Annotated in this window: 19 protein-coding genes; 9 read left to right on the top strand and 10 right to left on the bottom strand. The window is 62.4% G+C overall.

Annotated elements, in window-relative coordinates; genetic code table 11:
• Positions 1-115 precede the first annotated feature (115 nt).
• The 4 genes from BM300_RS21610 to BM300_RS21595 form a co-directional block, all read right to left on the bottom strand.
• Positions 116-1,774: a Na/Pi cotransporter family protein gene (locus tag BM300_RS21610; RefSeq protein ID WP_092148877.1), complete on the bottom strand. Its 1,659-nt coding sequence runs from the start codon at positions 1,772-1,774 to the stop codon at positions 116-118.
• Positions 1,775-2,042: 268 nt separating this feature from the next.
• The gene (locus BM300_RS21605; RefSeq protein WP_092221031.1) at positions 2,043-2,810 is read right to left on the bottom strand and encodes a TerC family protein; all 768 of its coding nucleotides are present in this window, start codon (positions 2,808-2,810) and stop codon (positions 2,043-2,045) included.
• A gap of 59 nt (positions 2,811-2,869) precedes the next feature.
• Positions 2,870-4,177 carry a CitMHS family transporter gene (locus BM300_RS21600; protein ID WP_092148871.1) on the bottom strand — a complete coding sequence of 436 codons (1,308 nt, stop codon included), beginning with the start codon at positions 4,175-4,177 and terminating at the stop codon, positions 2,870-2,872.
• Between the two features lie 449 nt (positions 4,178-4,626).
• Entirely contained in the window at positions 4,627-4,965 is a 339-nt protein-coding gene (locus tag BM300_RS21595) for a DOPA 4,5-dioxygenase family protein (protein ID WP_092463958.1), read from the bottom strand.
• Between the two features lie 85 nt (positions 4,966-5,050).
• Between BM300_RS21595 and BM300_RS21590 the strand changes: the two genes are divergently transcribed.
• Entirely contained in the window at positions 5,051-5,710 is a 660-nt protein-coding gene (locus BM300_RS21590; RefSeq protein WP_063323598.1) for an NAD(P)-dependent oxidoreductase, read from the top strand.
• A gap of 84 nt (positions 5,711-5,794) precedes the next feature.
• Here the strand turns inward: BM300_RS21590 and BM300_RS21585 are convergent, their stop codons facing one another.
• Entirely contained in the window at positions 5,795-6,745 is a 951-nt protein-coding gene (locus BM300_RS21585) for a choline sulfate utilization transcriptional regulator (protein WP_092221025.1), read from the bottom strand.
• 114 nt (positions 6,746-6,859) lie between these two features.
• Here BM300_RS21585 and betC point away from each other — a divergent pair, with 114 nt between their 5' ends.
• The 3 genes from betC (at position 6,860) to BM300_RS21570 (ending at position 11,186) form a co-directional block, all read left to right on the top strand.
• Entirely contained in the window at positions 6,860-8,374 is a 1,515-nt protein-coding gene (betC, locus tag BM300_RS21580; protein WP_092221022.1) for a choline-sulfatase, read from the top strand.
• Positions 8,375-8,389: 15 nt separating this feature from the next.
• A complete protein-coding gene (gene choX, locus BM300_RS21575) occupies positions 8,390-9,310 on the top strand; it encodes a choline ABC transporter substrate-binding protein (RefSeq protein WP_092148856.1) in 921 nt (306 codons plus the stop codon).
• Between the two features lie 307 nt (positions 9,311-9,617).
• Positions 9,618-11,186 carry a SulP family inorganic anion transporter gene (locus BM300_RS21570; RefSeq protein WP_092221019.1) on the top strand — a complete coding sequence of 523 codons (1,569 nt, stop codon included), beginning with the start codon at positions 9,618-9,620 and terminating at the stop codon, positions 11,184-11,186.
• 145 nt (positions 11,187-11,331) lie between these two features.
• Here the strand turns inward: BM300_RS21570 and aroE are convergent, their stop codons facing one another.
• Together aroE and hemF are read right to left on the bottom strand one after the other, a co-directional pair.
• Positions 11,332-12,153 carry a shikimate dehydrogenase gene (gene aroE / locus BM300_RS21565; RefSeq protein ID WP_092463955.1) on the bottom strand — a complete coding sequence of 274 codons (822 nt, stop codon included), beginning with the start codon at positions 12,151-12,153 and terminating at the stop codon, positions 11,332-11,334.
• 13 nt (positions 12,154-12,166) lie between these two features.
• A complete protein-coding gene (gene hemF, locus BM300_RS21560) occupies positions 12,167-13,081 on the bottom strand; it encodes an oxygen-dependent coproporphyrinogen oxidase (protein WP_063323592.1) in 915 nt (304 codons plus the stop codon).
• 329 nt (positions 13,082-13,410) lie between these two features.
• Here hemF and BM300_RS21555 point away from each other — a divergent pair, with 329 nt between their 5' ends.
• Positions 13,411-14,388 (top strand): NADPH:quinone reductase, encoded by a 978-nt coding sequence (locus BM300_RS21555; protein ID WP_092148845.1) that lies wholly within the window; start codon positions 13,411-13,413, stop codon positions 14,386-14,388.
• Between the two features lie 190 nt (positions 14,389-14,578).
• Here the strand turns inward: BM300_RS21555 and BM300_RS21550 are convergent, their stop codons facing one another.
• The 3 genes from BM300_RS21550 to BM300_RS21540 all read right to left on the bottom strand — a co-directional run bounded on the left by BM300_RS21550 (position 14,579) and on the right by BM300_RS21540 (position 17,398).
• Positions 14,579-15,136, bottom strand: a complete 558-nt coding sequence (locus BM300_RS21550; RefSeq protein WP_014335849.1) for an L-threonylcarbamoyladenylate synthase type 1 TsaC — start codon at positions 15,134-15,136, stop codon at positions 14,579-14,581.
• A 61-nt stretch (positions 15,137-15,197) separates the two neighbouring features.
• Complete coding sequence (gene dprA, locus BM300_RS21545) at positions 15,198-16,292, bottom strand: DNA-processing protein DprA (RefSeq protein WP_092148842.1); 1,095 nt, start codon at positions 16,290-16,292, stop codon at positions 15,198-15,200.
• Between the two features lie 80 nt (positions 16,293-16,372).
• Positions 16,373-17,398: a LysM peptidoglycan-binding domain-containing protein gene (locus tag BM300_RS21540; RefSeq protein ID WP_092463952.1), complete on the bottom strand. Its 1,026-nt coding sequence runs from the start codon at positions 17,396-17,398 to the stop codon at positions 16,373-16,375.
• Positions 17,399-17,565: 167 nt separating this feature from the next.
• On the opposite strand from BM300_RS21540, the gene def reads away from it, so the two are divergent.
• From def to trkA, 4 genes are all read left to right on the top strand, one after another.
• Positions 17,566-18,072 (top strand): peptide deformylase, encoded by a 507-nt coding sequence (gene def / locus BM300_RS21535; RefSeq protein WP_003196300.1) that lies wholly within the window; start codon positions 17,566-17,568, stop codon positions 18,070-18,072.
• Between the two features lie 70 nt (positions 18,073-18,142).
• Positions 18,143-19,102 (top strand): methionyl-tRNA formyltransferase, encoded by a 960-nt coding sequence (gene fmt, locus BM300_RS21530; protein WP_092463950.1) that lies wholly within the window; start codon positions 18,143-18,145, stop codon positions 19,100-19,102.
• Complete coding sequence (rsmB, locus tag BM300_RS21525; RefSeq protein ID WP_092347744.1) at positions 19,099-20,409, top strand: 16S rRNA (cytosine(967)-C(5))-methyltransferase RsmB; 1,311 nt, start codon at positions 19,099-19,101, stop codon at positions 20,407-20,409. The genes fmt and rsmB overlap by 4 nt, the downstream gene beginning before the upstream one ends.
• 24 nt (positions 20,410-20,433) lie before the next feature.
• A complete protein-coding gene (gene trkA / locus BM300_RS21520; RefSeq protein ID WP_063323586.1) occupies positions 20,434-21,807 on the top strand; it encodes a Trk system potassium transporter TrkA in 1,374 nt (457 codons plus the stop codon).
• Positions 21,808-21,828: the final 21 nt, after the last annotated feature.

The raw sequence follows: 21,828 nt of genomic DNA, 5'->3' as shown, positions 1-21,828 counted from the left end.
GTCGGCTCGCTCCCCCTATCGAATCTATGCGGTATTCATGACAACGGGAGCAGGCGGGCCGGTGAACGGTTTCAGGCCCGAGCCAATGTTACTGACTGACCAATGCGCCAGTCGTTCACGGCGAATGGGTAATGTCGCTAATTTCATCCGCCGCCAGTGCGCCTATCTCGGCGGTCTCCAGGACCACATAGGCACTGCCGCAAAACAGCGAATTGAGGCGCCTCATGTCGGCAATCAGCTCCAAGTGAAGGGAGCTGGTCTCCAGGCTTTGCACGACCTTGCGCTGCAAGCGGCTGACGTGGGCATGGGCCATGCGCCGTTCCTGCGCCCGAAAGCGACGTTTCTCACGCAGCAACTGGCGGGCGCTTTCCCGGTCGGCACTGAGGAATACCGACAGCCCCAGCCGCAAGTTGGCGATCAAGTGACTGTGCAGCCCCGCCAACTCCTCCAGGCCCACGTCGGAAAAGGAGCGACGTTGCGAGGTCTTCTGTTGCTGGACCTTGCGCAACATGCGCTCGATCAGGTCGCTGGCGAGTTTGAGGTTGATCGCCAGTTCGATGATCTCCGCCCAGCGGCGGCTGTCCTGTTCGCTGAGGTCTTCACGGGGCATTTGCGCCATGTACAACTTGATTGCACTGCACAGCGCCTCGACGTCATCGCTCATGCGCCGCACGTCCTGGGTCACCGCGGTCTGCTGGCCGCGCAGCACGTCCAGCATGGCTTCGAGCATGTTTTCGATCAGGTCGCCGATACGCAGGGTTTCCCGGGCCGCGTTCGCCAGCGCCAGGCTCGGAGTGGCGAGGGCGGTAGGGTCCAGATGTCGCGGCTTGGCCGTGCCGTTGGTGTCCGGACGTTCTGGCAGCAGCCAGGCACAGAGCCGCGCCATGGGGCCGACGCTGGGCAGCAGCACCAGGCAACGCACGGTGTTATAGAGCAGATGGAAACCAATGACGGTTTCCTGGGGGCTGAAATCCAGGCTGTCCAGCCAGCCCACCAGCGGATCGAGTACCGGAATGATCAGCAACAGGCCGATCAGCTTGTACAACAGGCTGCCCAACGCCACCTGGCGCCCGGCGGCGTTCTGCATGCTGGTGCTGAGAAAGGCCAGGACGCCGCTACCAATGTTGGCGCCAATCACCAGGCCGATGGCCACCGGCAGGCTGATCACCGCAGCGCCGGCCAGTGTGGCGGTCAGCAGCACGGCCGCCAGGCTGGAGTAGGAGATCATCGCGAACATCGCGCCGACCAACGCATCGAGCAGGATGTCGCCCGTCAGCGAGGCGAAGATCACTTTCACGCCCTGGGCATGGGTGATGGGCGTCGCGGCTTCGACGATCAATTGCAGGGCCAGGATGATCAGGCCCAGGCCGATGCCGACCCGACCCATTTGCCCGACGCGGGTCTGTTTGCGCGACAGGAAAAAAATCACCCCGAGGAAAATCAGCAGCGGCGACAGCCACGACAGGTCGAGGGTCAGCACCCGTGCCATCAGCGCGGTGCCGACATCGGCGCCGAGCATGGTCGCCAGGGCCGGGGTCAGCGCCATCAGGCCCTGGCCGACGAACGAGGTGACGAGCATGGCCGTGGCGTTGCTGCTCTGGACCATGGCCGTGACCATGATCCCCGCGACAAAGGCCAGCCAGCGCCGGGACATGTTCTGGCCGATGACATGGCGCAGGTTCGAGCCATAGACCCGCAAGATGCCGGTACGCACGATATGCGTGCCCCAGATCAGCAGGGCGACGGCGGAGAGCAAATTCAGCAGGGTCAGCATGAGGAGCCCCCTGTTAGCGTCCCAAAGGGACAAATTGACGATGCCACATTCTTCTTTCTTGTACTTAAGCTGTAGTTGGCGAACGGTTCGGGCGCCAGCATTGCACAGCTAAAGAATCGTTTGAAACAAAACTGTCATAGAAATACGCCGACGATCTTGAAGCCTCCTATATCGATCAGGCGAGCGCGGGCCTGTGGGAGCGGGCCACTTTCATACCGGCATGAAAAAGGGGCTCCAAAGAGCCCCTTCATTCAAATGCCCCACGCCATTACTGACCCGGCATATCCTTGCGCAGTTTCACCGGGTCCTGCTGCTTGCGCTTGCGTGCAATCGCAGTGCGCATCTTGATGTTGATGGCTTCCACCGCCAGGGAGAACGCCATGGCGAAGTAGACGTAGCCTTTTGGCACATGCACGTCGAACGACTCGGCGATCAGCACGGTACCGACCACCAGCAGGAACGACAGCGCCAGCATCTTCAGCGACGGGTGCTTGTCGATGAACTCACTGATGGTCGCCGAGGCCAGCATCATCACCAGCACGGCGACGATGATCGCCGCCACCATCACCGGCACATGGGAAACCATGCCGACGGCGGTGATGACCGAGTCCAGGGAGAACACGATGTCGATGATCGCGATCTGGATGATGGTGTAGATGAAATTGCCGCCCTTGCCCGAAGGCGCCTCGTTGGTTTCATCTTCGCCTTCCAGCGCGTGGTACATCTCCTGGGAGCTTTTCCACAGCAGGAACAGGCCGCCGAAGAACAGGATCAGGTCACGTCCGGAGATGCCCTGGCCGAACACTTCGAACAGATCGGCGGTCAGGCGCATGACCCAGGTGATGGACAACAGCAACAGGATCCGCGTGATCATGGCCAGGGCCAGGCCGAAAATCCGGGTGCGCGCCTGCATGTGCTTGGGCATGCGGCTGACCAGGATCGAAATCATGATGATGTTGTCGATGCCCAGGACGATTTCCAGGGCGGTCAAGGTGAAGAAGGCAACCCAGATTTCCGGGTTGGTCAGCCATTCCATGTGAGTTCCTTTGAGCGAGTGTTAAGCCGCGCCGACGAGCGACGCAGCAGGCATTGCTTTTATAGAGTGCTGAACAGCGGAAAAATCCCCATCAGCAACGCGGCGAACATTATGCACAGGCAAACCAATACTGCCCACTTCAGGGTGAAGCGTTGGTGATCGCCGAACTCGATCCCGGCCAGCGCCACCAGCAGGTAAGTTGACGGAACCAGCGGGCTTAACAGGTGGACGGGCTGGCCGACGATCGAGGCACGGGCCATTTCGACAGCGGTGATGCCGTAGTGGCTGGCGGCTTCGGCGAGAACCGGTAACACCCCGTAATAAAATGCATCGTTAGACATGAAGAAAGTGAACGGCATGCTTACCAGTGCAGTGATGACCGCAAGGTAAGGACCCAGGAATTCCGGGATGACCGCCAGCAGGCTCTTGGACATGGCGTCGACCATGCCGGTGCCGGACAGGATGCCGGTGAAGATACCGGCCGCGAAAATCAGCCCGACCACCGCCAGTACACTGCCGGCGTGGGCCGCAACGCGATCCTTCTGCTGTTGCAGGCACGGGTAATTGACGATCATCGCGATACTGAAGGCCACCATGAACAGCACCGGCAGCGGCAACAGGCCGGCGATCAGGGTGCACATCAGGCCCAGGGTCAACGCGCCGTTGAACCAGATCAGCTTCGGACGACGGGCGTCCGGGAACTGGGAAACGCTGATTTCGCTGTGGTCGATTTCATCGCCCACCAGATGCAATTCACCCAGGCGAGCGCGTTCGCGTTTACCGTACATGTAGGCAATCGCCAGGATCGCCACCACACCGGCCAGCATCGCCGGAATCATCGGCACGAAGATGTCGGACGGATCGACATGCAACGCACTGGCCGCCCGGGCAGTAGGACCGCCCCACGGGGTCATGTTCATCACGCCGCCGGCGAGGATGATCAGGCCAGCCATGATGCGTGGGCTCATGCCGATACGGCTGTAGAGCGGCAGCATCGCCGCCACGCAGATCATGTAAGTGGTCGCGCCGTCACCATCAAGGGAAACGACGAGCGCCAGAACGGCGGTACCGACCGAAACTTTCAACGGGTCGCCCTTGACCAGCTTGAGGATCTTGCGCACGGCCGGGTCGAACAGGCCGGAGTCGATCATCAGGGCAAAATACAGAATTGCGAACATCAGCATCACCCCGGTCGGGGCGAGCTTGGTGATGCCTTCGAGCATCATCGGACCGATTTTCGGTGCAAAACCACCGAACAGGGCGAACAGGATCGGGATGATGATCAAGGCGATCAGCGCGGAGAGGCGCTTGGTCATGATCAGGAACATGAACGTGATGACCATGGCGAAGCCAAGGAAAGTCAGCATGGGAAATACTCCAGGCGTGGCGCGGCGGGCAAAGGCGAACTGGACAGGTCAGCGCAGGATGCGAAGCTCGGGACGGGCGGATGGAGTGGGTGCAGCGGGACGGGTAGCAGCGGACATCAGAATCACCATTGTTGTTGTTAAAAGGGCCAAACGAGCCTTGAAAGCTCGCTTTTGGCCGACCGGTCTTTTGCCGGAAGTGCGGTGATCCTAATCGCGCTAGCTTTCAGCAAGCTTTCGCAGGGTAAATGGGTGACGAGCCGCAGATGATGACCTATTAAGCAGCATTCCTGTGGCGAGGGGATTTATCCCCGCTGGGGCGCGAAGCGGCCCTGAAACCCGTCATTCTGCAATATCTGGAGAGTGCATTCTGTCCTTTTGGGCCTGCTGCGCAGTCCAGCGGGGATAAATCCCCTCGCCACAGAATCATGTCTCTGGTCTAAACAAAGCAATCAGGTGCTTGCCTTAAACACCGAAAGATCCAACGGCCGCACCGCCCCCATCCAGATTGCATGCTCGGTGTGGTCGATCAGGTCATCGCCGGTCTCCGGGTGCATGAAAATCACCAGCCCTTTGCGATTGAGCGCCAGCCACGGCAAGACCACGCCAATGTACTGCGGGTCGAACGCCAGCTGACAGCTCCAGTCCGGATGCGGTCCGACCGGGCGTTGATGGACGCGGCCCATTTTCAGCGCAAACAGTTGCGCCGCTTCCTCGCACAGGGCCCGCGCCTGGTCGAGGGTGTTGGCATCGAAATACACGTGGGCGTGGTAGCCCTTGATCCGCTGCATCTGTCACTCCTTGAAAAGAGGCCGAACCCTCGCCGTTTACCGCGGGTCAGAGCCTTTACAGGCGGGATTAAAGAGGAAAACAGCCATGAAAAACGCCGAAACCCCGGTCATCAAAGTGGTGCTCTATGGTGCCATGAGCAGCCTCGGCAGTGCGTTGATGGCTGAAATGCTGCGGCGCCAGCACGAAGTCATCGCCATTCTCGACGATCTTACTGCCCTGGCTCCACGCCCGGGCCTGCGGACCAAGACCGGTGATCTTTTCGATCCCGAGCGGGTCAAGCAAAGTGTTGCCGGTGCCAGCGCCGTGGTGTGTTTGCTGAACGCGCCGGGGTTGCCGATGAACAGCGAACAAGTGGAGCGCACACTGATTCCCGGCCCGGTGGAGCAAGTATTGGCCGTCGATGCACTGATTGCTGGCATGCAGGCGGTGAATATTCCCCGGCTGTTCCTGGTGGGCGACTTTGCGATGCTCGACGAGGAGCCGACGGACGACGATTTGCAGCGCCACGCCGCCGAAGAAGTGCTCGATGCCCTGAAGAACAGCACCTTGCAGTGGACCTTGATCAACGCCCCCTATGCCGCGCCAGGCTTGGGCATCGAGCATTTCAGCCAGGTCAGTACCAGCCTAGAACCCGGCATGGCCGAATCCCTGGAGCGGCTCAACCGGGTGGCGGTCGGCATCGCCGATGAGCTGCGCCTGAACCTGCATGTGGGCGAGCATGTCAGCTTTGTGGCCGCCCACTAGCTGTCGACATCCACATCCGTGGCGAGGGAGCTTGCTCCCGCTGGGCTGCGAAGCAGCCCCAAAAACATGGCTTTCGCCACGGCCTCAAACCGCAATCGAAGGCAACGGCAACCCCGTGAGCGATTCAGCACTGTTGGCCTGTTCTTCCATCAGCCAATCGACGAATTGTCTGATCAACACACCGCGCCGTTTACGCTGAGGCAAGACCACGTAATACCCCAGCCGCGACAGCACCGTTTCAGCGATCGGACGACACAGCAGCCCCTGGGCCAATAAGTTATCCACAAGGTGCCGCCAGCCGATGGCGACGCCTTGACCGCCAATCGCCGCCTGGATGAGTAGTGTGTAGTTGTCGAAGCGCAGTTGCCCGGGCGCCGGTGGTGACGTGATGCCCAGCTCGCGGAATACCCCACTCCAGTCGAACCAGCTGTTGCTGTTGCCCGCGCGCAGGTGCAGCAATGGAAACTCCGCCAAGGCCAGCGCGGACAAGGGCTGGGGACGATCCTTGAGCAACAGCGGGCTGCACACCGGAAAGACTTCTTCGCTGAATAGCCAACGACTTTCACCTTGTTTGAAGCGACCGTCGCCGAACAGCACGGCAACGTCGATATCGGTGCGCAACATGTTGTGGTTGCGCTCGCTGGTCACCAGGCTCACATCCACCTGGGGGTTGGCGGCGTGAAAGCGATGCAGGCGCGGCATCAGCCAATAGGCGGCGAATGCGAAGTCCGTGGCGACTTGCAGCACCTCATGCTGATGCTGGGCGGTGATTGCACTCAGCCCGGCATCGATGCTCTGCAAGCCGGCCTGGACCTGCTCGAACAGGATGGTCCCGGCCTCGGTCAGTTCGATCCCGCGATAGATGCGGTCGAACAACCGCGTACCCAGTTGCTCTTCCAGGCGCTTGATCTGCTGGCTGATGGCCGGTTGCGTGGTGCCCAGCTCGATCGCCGCCGCGGTAAAGCTTTGTTGACGTGCTGCGGCTTCAAAGGCACGGAACAGTTCCAGGGACAGGTTACCCAGGGCGTCATACATAAGCTGTGCTTATCCTAGTCATTATCCTGCATGGGCTTTACCCCAAAACCCGGGGGCTACATGCTCAATCGCAGCAATGTCGCATAACTGCCTACTATGGAATGCCGCGAATACATGAAGCGCAAGAACATTCTTTTCATCATGGCCGATCAAATGGCCGCGCCAATGTTGCCGATCTACGGTCCTTCGCCGATCAAGCTGCCGAACCTCTCGCGCCTGGCCGCCGAGGGCGTGGTGTTCGATGCCGCCTACTGCAACAGCCCGCTGTGCGCACCGTCGCGTTTCACCCTGGTGAGCGGCCAGTTGCCGAGCAAGATCGGTGCGTACGACAACGCGGCGGATTTCCCGGCGGACGTGCCGACCTATGCCCATTACCTGCGTCGCCTCGGCTACCGCACGGCGCTGTCCGGCAAGATGCACTTCTGCGGGCCAGACCAACTGCACGGCTACGAAGAACGCCTGACCAGCGACATTTACCCGGCCGATTACGGCTGGGCGGTGAACTGGGACGAGCCGGACGTGCGGCCGAGTTGGTATCACAACATGTCGTCGGTGTTGCAGGCCGGGCCGTGCGTGCGTACCAACCAGCTGGATTTCGATGAAGAAGTGGTGTTCAAGGCCCAGCAGTACCTGTTCGACCACATCCGCGAAGACGGTGACCAGCCGTTTTGCCTCACCGTATCGATGACCCACCCACACGACCCGTACACGATTCCCAAGGCGTTCTGGGATTTGTATGACGACAACGACATCCCTTTGCCGCAGACCCCGGCGCAAACGACGCTCGACCCCCATTCCCAGCGGCTGCTGAAGGTCTATGACCTGTGGGACAAGCCGCTGCCTGTGGATAAGATCCGGGATGCCCGCCGCGCCTATTTCGGCGCATGCAGCTACATTGACAGCAATGTCGGCAAGCTGCTGCAGACCTTGGAAGACACCGGTCTACTGGACGACACGATCATCGTGTTCTCTGGCGATCACGGGGACATGCTCGGCGAAAAGGGCCTCTGGTACAAAATGCACTGGTTCGAAATGGCCGCCCGCGTACCGCTATTGATCAGTGCCCCAGGGCAGTTCGCCAGCGGCCGCGTGGGCGCGGCCGTGTCCACCGCCGACTTGCTACCGACCCTGGTGGAGCTGGCCGGCGGCACGCTGGAACCGGGCTTGCCGCTGGATGGCCGTTCGCTGGTGCCCCATCTGCAAGGGCAGGGCGGGCATGATGAAGTCTTCGGTGAATACATGGCCGAAGGCACCATCAGCCCCCTGATGATGATCCGTCGCGGCCCGTGGAAATTCATCTACAGCGAAGATGACCCGTGCCTGCTGTTTGACGTGCGCAACGACCCCAAAGAACTGGAGAACCTCAGCCAATCCCCTGAGCATCAGGCTCTGTTCGCCGATTTTCTCGCCGAAGCGCGCGCCAAGTGGGACATTTCGACCATTCATCAACAGGTGCTCGCCAGCCAGCGCCGCCGCCGTTTCGTCGCCCAGGCGCTGACCCTGGGCAAACTCAAGAGCTGGGATCACCAGCCGCTGGTGGACGCCAGCCAGCAGTACATGCGTAACCACATCGACCTCGACGATCTGGAGCGCAAGGCCCGTTATCCACAACCCTGCCAAAACCAATAACGTAAGGGGCAAGCCATGCAAAAGTTATCCACAGTACTGACCGCTGGACTGTTGGCATTGAGCAGTGTTTCGGCCTGGGCCGAGCAAAGCTGCGAAACGGTGAAGATGGCCGACCCGGGCTGGAGCGATATCGCCGCCACCAATGCCATCACCGGTTTCCTGCTGGAGGGGATGGGCTACAAGGCCAAGGTCGACACCCTCGCGGTGCCGATCACCTTCGGTGGCCTCAAGGATGGCCAGGTGGATGTGTTCCTGGGTAACTGGATGCCGGCGCAGCAGGGCTTTTATGACAAGTTCGTGGCCAATGGCGACGTCACGCAGTTGGCCAAGAACCTGGACGGCACCGAGTTCACCCTGGCGGTCCCGGACTACGTCTGGGACGCTGGCGTGCATAACTTTGCCGACCTGAACAAATTCGCCGACAAGTTCGACAAGAAGATCTACGGCATCGGCTCCGGCGCCCCGGCCAACCTCTCCCTGAAAGAAATCATCAAGACCAATGATTTCGGCATGGGCGAGTGGAAACTGGTGGAATCCAGTGAGCAGGCGATGCTGGCGGAAGTCTCCCGGGCGGTGAAGAAACAGAAGTTCGTGACCTTCCTCGGCTGGACCCCGCACCCGATGAACGTGCAATTGAAAATGCACTACCTCAAAGGCGGCGAGAAATACTTCGGCGACACGGGCAGTGTCTACACCCTGACCCGCAAAGGTTATGCACAGGCCTGCCCGAATGTGGGCAAGCTGCTGACCAACCTGAGCTTCACCCAGGAAATGGAAAACAGCATCATGGCCGAGGTGGTGAACAACAAGGTCAGCAACGCCGACGCGGCCAAGGCCTGGATCAAGGCCAACCCGGCGGTCCTGGATAAATGGCTGGACGGTGTGAAGACCCTGGATGGCAAGGATGCGCTGGCGGTGGTGAAGGCCAAGCTCTGACCAACATGCTGCTCCGCGTGCTCTCCCTGAGTGACGCGGAGCACTGTGGCGAGGGGATTTATCTGTGGCGAGGGGATTTATCCCCGTTAGGCCGCGCAGCGGCCCCAAATTGCGTCGACTCGGTATGTCAGGTCAATTGTGTTCAGTCGTTTTGGGGGCGCTTCGCACCCCAGCGGGGATAAATCCCCTCGCCACAGATAATCTCCATGACCACAGATACAGGCCTGGCCACAGATAAATCCCCTGGCACAGGGAGAGCGGTGCCCTGTCCTGATACTCTTGCGCCAAACCCAGTCTTTGAGGCCCCATGGCAATCCCCACTCGCCATTCACTCTTTCCGTTCCTGAGCTGGCTGCCCCGGCAGACCCGAGCCAGTGTCGGCCGCGATCTTGTTGTCGGCCTGAGCGGTGCGATTCTCGCGTTGCCGCAGTCCATTGCCTACGCCCTGATTGCCGGTTTGCCACCGGAATACGGCTTGTATGCGGCGATCGTGCCGGTACTGATCGCCTGCCTGTGGGGCTCGTCGTGGCACCTGATCTGCGGGCCCACGGCGGCGATTTCCATCGTCTTGTACGCCACCGTCAGTCCGCTGGCCGTCCCCGCCAGCCAGGACTACATCACCTTGATCCTGCTGTTGACGGTGTTGGCGGGTATTTTCCAATGGTTGCTGGGGCTGCTGCGTTTCGGTGCACTGGTGAATTTCGTCTCGCACTCGGTGGTGCTGGGTTTCACCCTGGGCGCGGCGGTGGTCATCGCCCTGGGGCAGTTGCCGAACCTGCTGGGCCTCGACCTGCCGAACGAAGCCACGGCGTTGAGGGGGCTGCTGATGCTGGTCAGCCACATCGGGGCTGTGGATAAGCCATCGCTGCTGCTGGGCTTGGGGACCCTGGTCCTGGGCGTGGTGCTCAAGCGCTTGCTGCCGCGTTGGCCGAGCCTGTTGATAACTTTGGTCATCAGCAGCCTGGTGGTCTGGTTGTGGCCGGCGATGTTCGGGCATGTGGCGCTGGTCAGCGCTTTCGCCGGGCGCCTGCCGCCGTTCACGCCGCTGCCGCTGGACCTGGAGTTGATCCTGCGCCTGCTGCCCGGTGCCGTCGCGGTGGGCATGCTCGGGCTGGTCACCAGCCTGTCCATCGCCCGTTCGTTGTCGGTGCGTTCCGGGCAATTGCTCGACGCGAATCAGGAGGTGAGGGCGCAGGGGCTTTCCAACATTGTTGGAGGATTTTTCTCTGGGTCGTTGTCGGCCGGTTCCTTCACCCGCTCCGGCCTCAGCTATGAAGCCGGGGCCTGTTCGCCCCTGGCCGGGGTGTTCTCGGCCTTGTGGGTGGCGTTGTTCGCGGTGGCTGGCGCGAAATTGATCGCGCACATCCCGATCCCGGCCATGGCCGGCAGCATTCTGCTGATCGCTTGGGGGCTGGTGGACCATCGCGGCATCCGTGCGTTGTACCGCGTGAGCCGCGCCGAATTCGTGGTAATGGGCTTGACCTGCCTGGCCACACTGTTGCTGGAGCTGCAAACCGCCATCTATGCCGGTGTGCTGGCTTCGTTGTTCTTTTACCTCAAGCGCACTTCACAGCCGCGGGTGCACCATTCCCACGAAGGGGGGGCAGACATCCTACGGGTGGGTGGCTCGATCTTTTTTGGTGCCAGCCATTACTTGCAAGTCCGGTTGCAACGGCTGCAAGCGCCGCGGGTGGTGATTGATGCCCAGCAGATCAACTTCATCGATTATTCCGGGGTGGAAATGCTCCACCAGGAAGCCCGGCGCCTGCGCGGCCAGGGGCGTAGCCTGACGTTGCGCAAGGCCAGGCCGCATGTGGTGGAGGAGTTGAAGAAGCTGGAAGGGGCGCAGAATTGCCCGATTCTCTTCGAGGATTAACCGTGGCGAGGGAGCTTGCTCCCGCTCGGGTGCGAAGCGCCCGCAAACCTGTCATGTCGAGTATTTTAGGGCTGCTTCGCAGCCCAGCGGGAGCAAGCTCCCTCGCCACAGGGGGGTTAACCATGTCCCCGGACCAAACAGGGGGTCAGAGCGCCAACTGGCGGCGCAACTCCGCCAGCACTGGCGCGGTGTCCGGACGAACTCCACGCCACAAGAAGAAGGCTTCGCCCGCCTGCTCGGCCAACATGCCCAGGCCATCCATCGACACCGCCGCCCCATGCTCACTGGCCCAGCGGCAGAACGAGGTCGGTTCCTTGCCATACATCATGTCGTAGCAAACCGTCTTGCCGGGCTCGATCAGGCTGGCGGCAATCGGCGGCACATCCCCCGACAGGCTCGCGGAGGTGGCGTTGATGATCAGGTCCACCGGTTCTTGCAGCCAGTCGAACCCGCTGGCTGAAACCGGGCCCAGGGCGGCGAACAACTCGGCCAGCAATTCGGCCTTTTCCACCGTGCGATTGGCGATGATCACCGAGGCCGGCGCTTCGGCCAGCAGCGGTTCCAGGGCACCGCGCACCGCGCCGCCGGCCCCGAGCAACAGGATGCGCTTGCCCTTGAGACTGAAGCCGGCATTGACGGTCAGGTCCCGGACCAGTCCGGCGCCGTCGGTGTTGTCACCCAACAGGCGACCGTCGGCCAGTTTGCTCAACGTATTGACCGCCCCGGCCCGCTGGGCCCGCTCGGTCAGGGTGTCGGCCAGGCGGAAGGCGTCTTCCTTGAACGGCACCGTGACGTTTGCCCCACGTCCCTCGTGGAAAAATTCTCGGGCGCAACCGGCGAAATCCTCCAAGGGCGCCAGCAGCGTGCTGTAGTCCAGGGGTTGCCCGGTCTGCTCGGCAAACAGGCGATGGATCAACGGCGACTTGCTGTGGCCGATCGGGTTACCCATTACAACGTAGCGGTCCATGGACAATCCTCGTTCAGGCCGTCGCCAGCCAATCGCGATCCTGCAGGAAGTACTCCGTCAGCCGCGCTTCTTCGCTGCCCGGCTCGGCTTTCCAGTCGTAGCCCCAGCGCACTTGCGGTGGCAGGGACATCAGGATCGATTCGGTACGCCCGCCCGATTGCAGCCCGAACAGGGTGCCGCGGTCGTAGACCAGGTTGAATTCCACGTAGCGCCCACGGCGAAACTCCTGGAATTCCCGCTGTTTGGCGGTGAACGCATCGTGCTTGCGGCGGCGTACGATCGGCAGGTAGGCATCGATGTAGGCGTCACCGATGGCGCGGATGAAGGCGAAGCAGGTGTCGAAATCCCACGTGTTCAGGTCGTCGAAAAACAGGCCGCCAATGCCCCGGGGCTCGTTGCGATGCTTGAGGTGGAAATAGCTGTCACACCAGGCTTTGTAGCGCGGGTACACCTCGGGGCCGAACGGCGCGCAGGCCTGCTCGGCGACACGGTGCCAATGGACGCAGTCTTCCTCGACGCCGTAGTAAGGCGTCAGGTCGAAGCCGCCGCCAAACCACCAGACCGGCTCTTCGCCTTCCTTTTCGGCGATAAAGAAGCGCACGTTGGCGTGGGAGGTCGGCACGTGCGGGTTGTGCGGGTGAATGACCAGCGACACGCCCAAGGCTTCGAAGCCGCGCCCGGCCAGTTCTGGCCGATGGGCGCTGGCGGAGGGTGGCAGGCCGCTGCCGAAGACGTGGGAAAAGTTGACGCCGCCCTTTTCGATCACCGTGCCGTTCTCGATCACCCTCGTGCGACCGCCACCACCGGCCGGCCGGGTCCAGGCATCTTCGACGAAGCGAGTGCCGCCGTCTTCGGTTTCCAGGGCGGTGCAGATACGGTCTTGCAGGTCGAGCAGGTAGGCTTTCACGGCCTCGGTGCGAGTGGACATGACATCACCTTGATCAGGGCTACGCTACGCGGCGTATGGCGGGCCGGTGGCAAATGGGCGCACAGGATACCACCGCACTTGCCCACGCCACAGTTGACGACGGTCAAGCTTAGGAGTCCGATAGCAGGCTTGGTAAAAAGTCTTGTGGCGAGGGAGCTTGCTCCCGCTGGGTCGCGAAGCGGCCCCAAAACTTGCCGAATGCGCCGCATCAGGCACACCGCGCCGACGAATCACGATTGCTTCGCAGCCGAGCGGGAGCAAGCTCCCTCGCCATGGGTTTGTCGGTGGCCTTAAGTCAATAGCATCACTGCGACAAGGAGAAAGTGAAGATGGCCAAACGTATCCAGTTCAGTTCCCATGGCGGTCCCGAAGTGCTCGAGTACGTCGATTACTCGCCTGCCGAGCCCGGCCCGCAGCAGGTGCGCGTCAGCAACAAGGCGATCGGCCTGAATTTCATCGACACCTACTACCGCAGCGGCCTTTATCCGCCACCGGCGTTGCCATCGGGCCTGGGTGCCGAAGGCGCGGGCGTGGTCGAGGCGGTCGGCTCGGACGTCACGCGGTTCAAGGTCGGCGACCGGGTGGCGTACGGCAGCGGCCCACTGGGGGCCTACAGCGATGTGCATGTGTTACCCGAGGCCAATCTGGTTCATCTGCCCGAATCCATCAGTTTCGAACAGGCGGCCGGCGTGATGCTCAAGGGCCTGACCGTGCAGTATCTGCTGCGCCAGACCTATGAACTCAAGGGTGGCGAAACCGTCCTGTTCCACGCTGCCGCCGGTGGCGTGGGTTCCCTGGCCTGCCAGTGGGCCAAGGCCTTGGGCGTGAAGCTGATCGGCACCGTCAGCTCGCCGGAAAAGGCCGCCATCGCCAAATCCCACGGCGCTTGGGAAACCATCGACTACAGCAAGGAAAACGTCGCACAGCGAGTGCTGGAATTGACCGGCGGCAAGAAGGTGCCCGTGGTGTACGACGGGGTTGGCAAGGATACTTGGTTGACGTCGCTGGATAGCGTCGCCCCCCGAGGCCTGGTGGTGAGCTTCGGCAATGCCTCGGGTGCGGTGGAAGGGGTGAACCTGGGAATTCTCGCGGCCAAGGGCTCGCTGTACGTCACCCGCCCGACCCTGGCGACCTACGCCAACAACGCCGAAAACTTGCAGCGCATGGCTGATGAACTGTTCGGGATGATCAGCAGCGGCAAGATCAAGGTGGACATCAACCAGCGTTATCCCCTGGCGGAAGCGGCCAAGGCCCAGGCCGAGTTGTCGGCGCGGCGCACGACCGGGTCGACCATTCTCTTGCCATAAGCAAACAGCGCTTAGGGTGAGGAAGTGCCCTGTGGCGAGGGGATTTATCCCCGTTGGGCTGCGCAGCAGCCCCCAAAACAGACAACTCAATGTGTCAGGAGGATTGAGTTTGCTGCTTTAGGGCTGCTTCGCAGCCCAGCGGGGATAAATCCCCTCGCCACAGGGGGCTCCCTCAGCTCACCACAAAGACCTAGTCCGGGCGCACGACCTTGCCGGTCGCCAGGTCGCGAATCACGCTGGGGTTCTTGCGTCCACCGAGGTTGCCGCCAAGCACCAGGTCGATCTGCCCACGAAAGTACTGCTCGACCCGAATCCGCGTACGCGCCGCCGGGCGACCCTGGGGGTTGGCCGAGGTGGACACCAGCGGGCCGACCAACGAGCACAAATCGCGCACGGTGGGATGGTCGCTGACCCGCAGGGCGACGGTGTCGTGTACCCCGGTGATCCATTCCGGCAGCAGGTTCTGGTGCGGCACCAGCCAGGTATTGGGCCCCGGCCAGGTGCTGGCCATGCGGTCCATCCAGGTTTCGGGGAAGTCTTCGAACAGGAAGTCGAACTGGTGGATGTTGTCAGCCACCAGGATCAGGCCTTTATCGGGCAGCCGCGACTTGATCGCCAGCAGGCGTTCCACCGCCTCTTCGTTCCATGGGTCACAACCCAGACCCCAGACCGCTTCGGTTGGATAGGCAATCACCGCCCCGGCGCGAATTTCTCGCGCGGCTTGTTGCACACGCCAACTGTTGACCATGAAAGATTCTCCCGCAACGCAAATAAGGCTGTGGGCAGTTTACCGATCTTCCCCATAAAACCTAGCGCGCAAACCAGCGGCCGTTGTCACAGATGGCGCGTCCGTCCATCTCCAGTTCGGTCAACGCCGCCAGCACTTTGGGCAAGCCCCAGCCACTGGCCTCGGCCAGCGCCTCACTGCTCAGCGGCGCGGCATGCAGCAGGCGCAGCAGCGGATGGGTCACGGGCACGGGCTCCGAGGCCGGCGGCAACCGCTGCCAACCGCGCAGCGCTTCGAGGATGTGCTCGACGGTTTCCACCAGCGCCGCACCGTCGCGGATCAGTTGATGGCAGCCCCGGGCCCCGGGGTGGTGGATCGATCCAGGAATGGCGTACACCTCGCGGCCCTGTTCCGCCGCCAGTCGCGCGGTGATCAGTGAACCGCTGGCGACACTGGCCTCCACCACCAGCACGCCCAGGGACAAGCCGCTGATGATCCGGTTACGGCGCGGAAAGTTGCTGGCGTGGGGCGGTGCGTCCAACGGGAACTCCGACAACACCGCGCTGCCCTGGGCAATCATCGCGTCCGCCAGCCGACGATTGCGCTGTGGATAAAAATTTTCCAGACCGGTGCCCAACACGCCGACGGTGCGCCCGCCAACATCCAACGCCGCCTGATGGGCCGCCGCATCGATGCCCAGGGCCAGGCCGCTGGTGATGACAAAACCGGCCCCGGCCAGGCTTCGGGAAAACGCCGCCGCGGTGTCCATGCCGGGGCGTGATGCCCGCCGACTGCCGACCATCCCCAGTTGGGGTTTTTCCAGGATCGAGGTGTCGCCCGCGACGAACAGCAGCGGCGGCGCGTCGCTGATCTGCGCCAACAGCGCCGGGTAGTCGGGTTGGTCCCACATCAGTAAATGCTGGCCCGCACGCTCCAGCCAGGCCAATGCATGGGCGGCGCCGTCCCGCACATCCGGGTTGCGCCGCGCCTCGACACAGGCCAGCGGCAAGCCCAGCGCGCGCCAGGCGCTGGCCGGTGCACTGATGGCCTTGGAGGCCGAGCCGAAGGCCTCCATCAGCGTCATGAAACGTTTGGGTCCCAGCTCCGGCAAGCGGTGAAGGCGTAGCCGGGCCTCCAGTTCCGCAGGGGAAACCGGCGTAGATTCAGGTAATGACATGCGATCATCCTTGACCGTTATAAGTCCCGTACAAACCGGAACAAGCTGTGGATAACTCTGTTGGTAACTTGTGAGACCCGTTACGGATTACGGACCTTGTCGAGCACCGCCAACGAGCGCGATGCGTACAGCACCAGGCCATAGCTGAGCTTGTCGTAGGTGCGGAAAACCATTAGCAGGCCGGCCCGCTCATCGGGGATCTTCACCCGTTCGCCCGTGATGCGGTCGCGTACGGTTTCACCCGTCTTCATCACCGCCAGCACATTGCCTTCGGTCAGCCCGTCGCGCCGGCCCTTGTTCAGGGTGACCACGTCCAGCGCGCCGATCTGGGTCACGCCTCGCGGCACGTCCAGGATCAACCCGTGGATGTCCGATTGCGGCGCGCTGGGCATGAAGGTCGAATTGATCGAGCGCTCTTCGCCGCTGAACAGACGATCACCCAGGCGCACTTCCTGGGTGGTGCGTTGCAGGGCCAGGGTGGTGACATCGCCTTCGCTGGCCACCACTTCGCCGCCGCCGATGTCGTCGGCGTTGATCCCCAGGAACTCCTTGGTCTCGGGATCGGTGTAGACCTTGCCCTGGCGAAAGATGCCGTACGCCGTCTGGTTCGCATCGAACGAGCCACGGGCGAAGACCCTATCCCCCATGCCACTGAGCACCCGTTCGGCATTGCCGGCGACGATATAGGGGGCCTTGTTGAAATCCTCAGGCGTGTCGACGATGCGGTTGCTCAGCAGGAAACTGTTGATGGCTTGTAGCGGAATGCTCGGGATGGCGTCGGCCACTGGCGAGCTGCGAATGCGCGGCGACAGCTTGATGGTGCCCCGCGAAGTGCCGCGATTGAGGGTCAGGCGCGGCTGGCCGTTGACGTAGACCAGCGACAGGGTGTCGCCCGGATAAATCAGGTTGGGGTTTTCGATCTGCGGGTTGGCCTGCCAGAGTTCCGGCCATTTCCACGGCTCGCGCAGGTACTTGCCGGAAATGTCCCACAGTGTGTCCCCCGTCACCACCGTGTATTGCTGGGGAAAACCTTCCCGAAGTTGCACTTGCCCGTGCGCGATACCGGCCGAGGCCAGGAGCAGCAGGGCGAGTAGTGATTTCCTCATGCGGTGAATCCCTTTATTATGTGCGTTCGCGTAAAACGCCAGAGCCCCCGTGGCTCGCTTCTTGAGAGGTTGTGTCTCCGAAGCAACGTTTTACAACGGTAGCCTGCATCCCAAGACACGCCAGGCCAGCCACCCGACTTTACCTCACACGTGCATTTATCAAGCTTATGGCCATTTTGAACATTCTCGAATTTCCGGACCCGCGCCTGCGCACTATCGCCAAACCCGTGGCCGTAGTGGACGACGAAGTGCGTCAGTTGGTCGATGACATGTTTGAAACAATGTATGAAGCGCCAGGCATCGGCCTCGCCGCGACCCAGGTCAACGTGCACAAGCGTATCGTCGTGATGGACCTCTCCGAAGACCGCAGCGAGCCGCGGGTGTTCATCAACCCCGAGTTCGAAACCCTGACCGACGAGATGGACCAGTACCAGGAAGGCTGCCTCTCGGTGCCGGGCTTCTACGAAAACGTCGACCGCCCACAGAAGGTCAAGATCAAGGCCCTGGACCGTGACGGCCAGCCTTACGAACTGATCGCCGAAGGCTTGTTGGCCGTGTGCATCCAGCACGAGTGTGACCACCTCAACGGCAAGTTGTTCGTCGATTACCTGTCTACCCTCAAGCGTGACCGGATCAAGAAAAAACTGGAAAAACTTCATCGCCAGAATGCTTGATGCCCCCTTCAAAGGCTTGCCGCGGCAAGCCTTTTTCTTTTTGCGACTGCTTTGTAATTGAGAGCTACCCATGACTGAGCCACTGCGCATCGTCTTTGCCGGCACTCCCGAATTTGCCGCCGAACACCTCAAGGCCCTGCTGACCAGCCCCCACGAAATCGTCGCGGTCTACACCCAGCCGGACCGGCCGGCCGGTCGCGGACAAAAACTGATGCCCAGCCCGGTCAAGCAACTTGCGTTGGAAAACGGCCTCCAGGTGTTGCAGCCGCCGACCCTGCGCGATGCGCATGCCCAGGCCGAGCTGGCGGCACTGAAGCCGGACTTGATGGTGGTGGTCGCTTACGGCCTGATCCTGCCCCAAGTGGTGCTGGATATCCCGCGCCTGGGTTGCATCAACAGCCACGCCTCGCTGCTGCCGCGCTGGCGCGGTGCCGCGCCGATCCAGCGCGCCGTGGAAGCGGGCGATGCCGAGAGCGGCGTGACTGTGATGCGCATGGAAGCCGGCCTGGACACCGGGCCGATGCTGCTCAAGGTCAGTACCCCCATCAGTGCCGAAGACACCGGCGGCAGCCTGCACGACCGCCTCGCGCTCATTGGCCCGCCGGCGGTGGTCGAGGCCATCGCCGGCCTGGCTGCCGGCACGTTGGAAGGTGAAGTGCAGAACGACAGCCTCGCCACCTACGCGCACAAACTGAACAAGGACGAAGCTCGCATCGACTGGAGCCGTCCAGCCGTTGAGCTGGAGCGCCTGGTGCGGGCTTTCAACCCTTGGCCGATCTGCCACAGCACCTTGAACGGCGAAGCCCTGAAAGTGCTGGCGTCCAGTTACGCCGAAGGGCAGGGCACACCCGGTGAAATCCTCGGTGCCAGCAAGGACGGCCTCGTCGTCGCCTGCGGTGAACAAGCGCTGTGCCTGACGCGTCTGCAACTGCCCGGTGGCAAGGCGCTGAACTTCAGCGACCTGTTCAACAGTCGCCGTGAGAAATTTGCCGTCGGCACTGTGCTCGGCCAAGCGACGGACGCCTCATGAACCCGCGTCTGGCCGCCGCCAAGGCACTTGCCGCCGTCCTCAGCGGCAAAGCCTCCCTCAACAGTTCCCTGCCGACCCAACTGGACAAGGTGGAAGACCGTGATCGCGGTTTCACCCAAGACCTGGCGTTCGGCACCGCCCGTTGGCAGCCACGGTTGTCGGCCCTGGCGGCCAAGCTGTTGCAGAAGCCCTTCAAAGCGGCCGATGCCGACGTCGAAGCGCTGCTGTTGGTGGGGCTTTATCAGTTGCTCTACACCCGCGTTCCCGCTCACGCCGCCATCGGCGAAACCGTGGGCTGCGCCGACAAGCTGAAAAAGCCCTGGGCCAAGGCCCTGCTCAATGCCGTGCTGCGCCGCGCCCAGCGGGAAAGCGAAGCCCTGCTGGCCGAGCTGGAACACGACCCGGTGGTGCGCACCGCCCACCCGCGCTGGTTGCAGAAATCCCTGAAGGCCTTCTGGCCCGAGCAGTGGGAAGCCATTTGCGCCGCCAACAATGCCCATCCGCCGATGATCCTGCGGGTCAATCGTCGCCACCATACCCGCGATGCCTACCTGGCGTTGCTGGGCGAGGCGGGTATCCCGGTCATCCCGTGCCAGTACAGCCGCGACGGTATCGTGCTGGAAACCCCGGGCGATGTGCGTGCCCTGCCAGGCTTCGCCGAAGGCTGGATCAGCGTCCAGGACGAAGCCGCGCAACTGGCCGCCGACCTGCTGGAACTGGCGCCCGGCCAACGGGTGCTGGACGCCTGCTGCGCGCCGGGTGGCAAGACCTGTCACATCCTCGAAGCCGAGCCGAAGCTGGCCGGCGTGGTGGCGGTGGACCTGGAAGCCAAGCGCCTGGTGCGCGTGAAGGAAAACCTCGAACGCCTGGGCCTGGAGGCCGAGCTGATCGCCGCCGACGGCCGTGACACCGCGACCTGGTGGGACGGCAAGCCGTTCCAACGCATCCTGCTGGACGCGCCGTGTTCGGCCACCGGAGTGATCCGTCGCCACCCGGACATCAAGCTCACCCGCCAGCCGGACGACATTGCGGCGCTGGCCATGTTGCAGGGTGAACTGCTCGATGCCCTGTGGCCAACCCTGGAAGTCGGCGGCATGTTGCTCTACGCAACTTGCTCGACCTTGCCGACCGAGAACACCGAAGTGATCGAGGCCTTCCTCGCCCGCACCCCGGGTGCCCGGGAACTGGACATCGCCAGCCAGGCCGGCCTCAAACAGCCCCATGGCCGCCAGTTGCTGGCCCAGGAAGGTGGGCACGACGGGTTCTACTACGCCAAGCTGATCAAGATCGCCGCCGCGCGCGGTTAAGACCGATTCGATAGGAGTGACTGGATGAAAATCATCATCCTCGGCGCAGGACAAGTCGGCGGTTCGCTGGCGGAACATCTGGCCAGCGAGGCCAACGACATCACCGTGGTCGACACCAACGGTGAACGCCTGCGCGACTTGGGCGACCGACTCGACATCCGCACCGTGCAAGGCCGCGGGTCGCTCCCGACAGTGCTGCGCCAGGCCGGCGCCGACGATGCCGACATGCTCGTGGCCGTGACCAACAGCGACGAAACCAACATGGTCGCCTGCCAGGTTGCCCACACCCTGTTCCACACCCCGACCAAGATCGCCCGGGTGCGCGAAGCGGCCTACCTGACCCGCGCCGACCTGTTCGACAACGAAGCGATCCCGGTGGATGTGCTGATCAGCCCCGAGCAGGTGGTGACCAACTATATCAAGCGTTTGATCGAGCACCCCGGCGCCCTGCAGGTGATCGACTTTGCCGAAGGCAAGGCCCAACTGGTGGCGGTCAAGGCCTACTACGGCGGGCCGCTGGTGGGCCAGCAACTGCGCCAGTTGCGCGAGCACATGCCGAATGTGGATACGCGGGTCGCGGCGATTTTCCGCCGGGACCGGCCGATCCTGCCCCAGGGCGATACGGTGATCGAAGCCGACGACGAAGTGTTTTTCATCGCCGCCAAAGCGAATATTCGCGCCGTGATGAGCGAAATGCGCCGTCTCGATGAGAACTACAAGCGCATCGTCATCGCTGGCGGCGGACAGATCGGCGAGCGCCTGGCCGAAGCCATCGAAAGCCGCTACCAGGTCAAGATCATCGAGATGAACCCGGCGCGCTGCCGCTACCTCTCCGACACCCTCGACAGCACCGTGGTGTTGCAGGGCAGTGCCTCGGACCGCGACCTGCTGCTGGAAGAAAACATCGCCGACGCCGACATCTTCCTGGCCCTGACCAACGACGACGAAGCCAACATCATGTCGTCGCTATTGGCCAAGCGCCTGGGGGCCAGGAAAGTGATGACCATCATCAACAACCCGGCCTACGTCGACCTGATCCAGGGCGGCGACATCGACATCGCCATCAGCCCGCAACTGGCAACCATTGGCACCTTGCTGGCCCACGTGCGCCGCGGCGACATCGTCAGCGTCCACTCCCTGCGCCGCGGCGCGGCCGAAGCCATCGAGGCGATTGCCCACGGCGATGCCAAATCCAGCAAAGTCATCGGCAAAGCCATTCGCGACATCGGCCTGCCGCCCGGCACCACCATCGGCGCGATCATCCGCGACGAAGAAGTCCTGATCGCCCACGACGACACCACGATCCAGACCGGCGACCATGTCATCCTCTTCCTGGTGGACAAGAAGCACATTCGCGACGTCGAGAAGCTGTTCCATGTGGGGTTGAGCTTCTTCTGAATACACGGCCCTGTGGCGAGG

Source organism: Pseudomonas sp. NFACC46-3 (genome assembly GCF_900114515.1).
GTDB classification, from domain to species: domain Bacteria; phylum Pseudomonadota; class Gammaproteobacteria; order Pseudomonadales; family Pseudomonadaceae; genus Aquipseudomonas; species Aquipseudomonas fluorescens_Q.
This window is presented reverse-complemented; position numbering and strand designations above follow the sequence as displayed.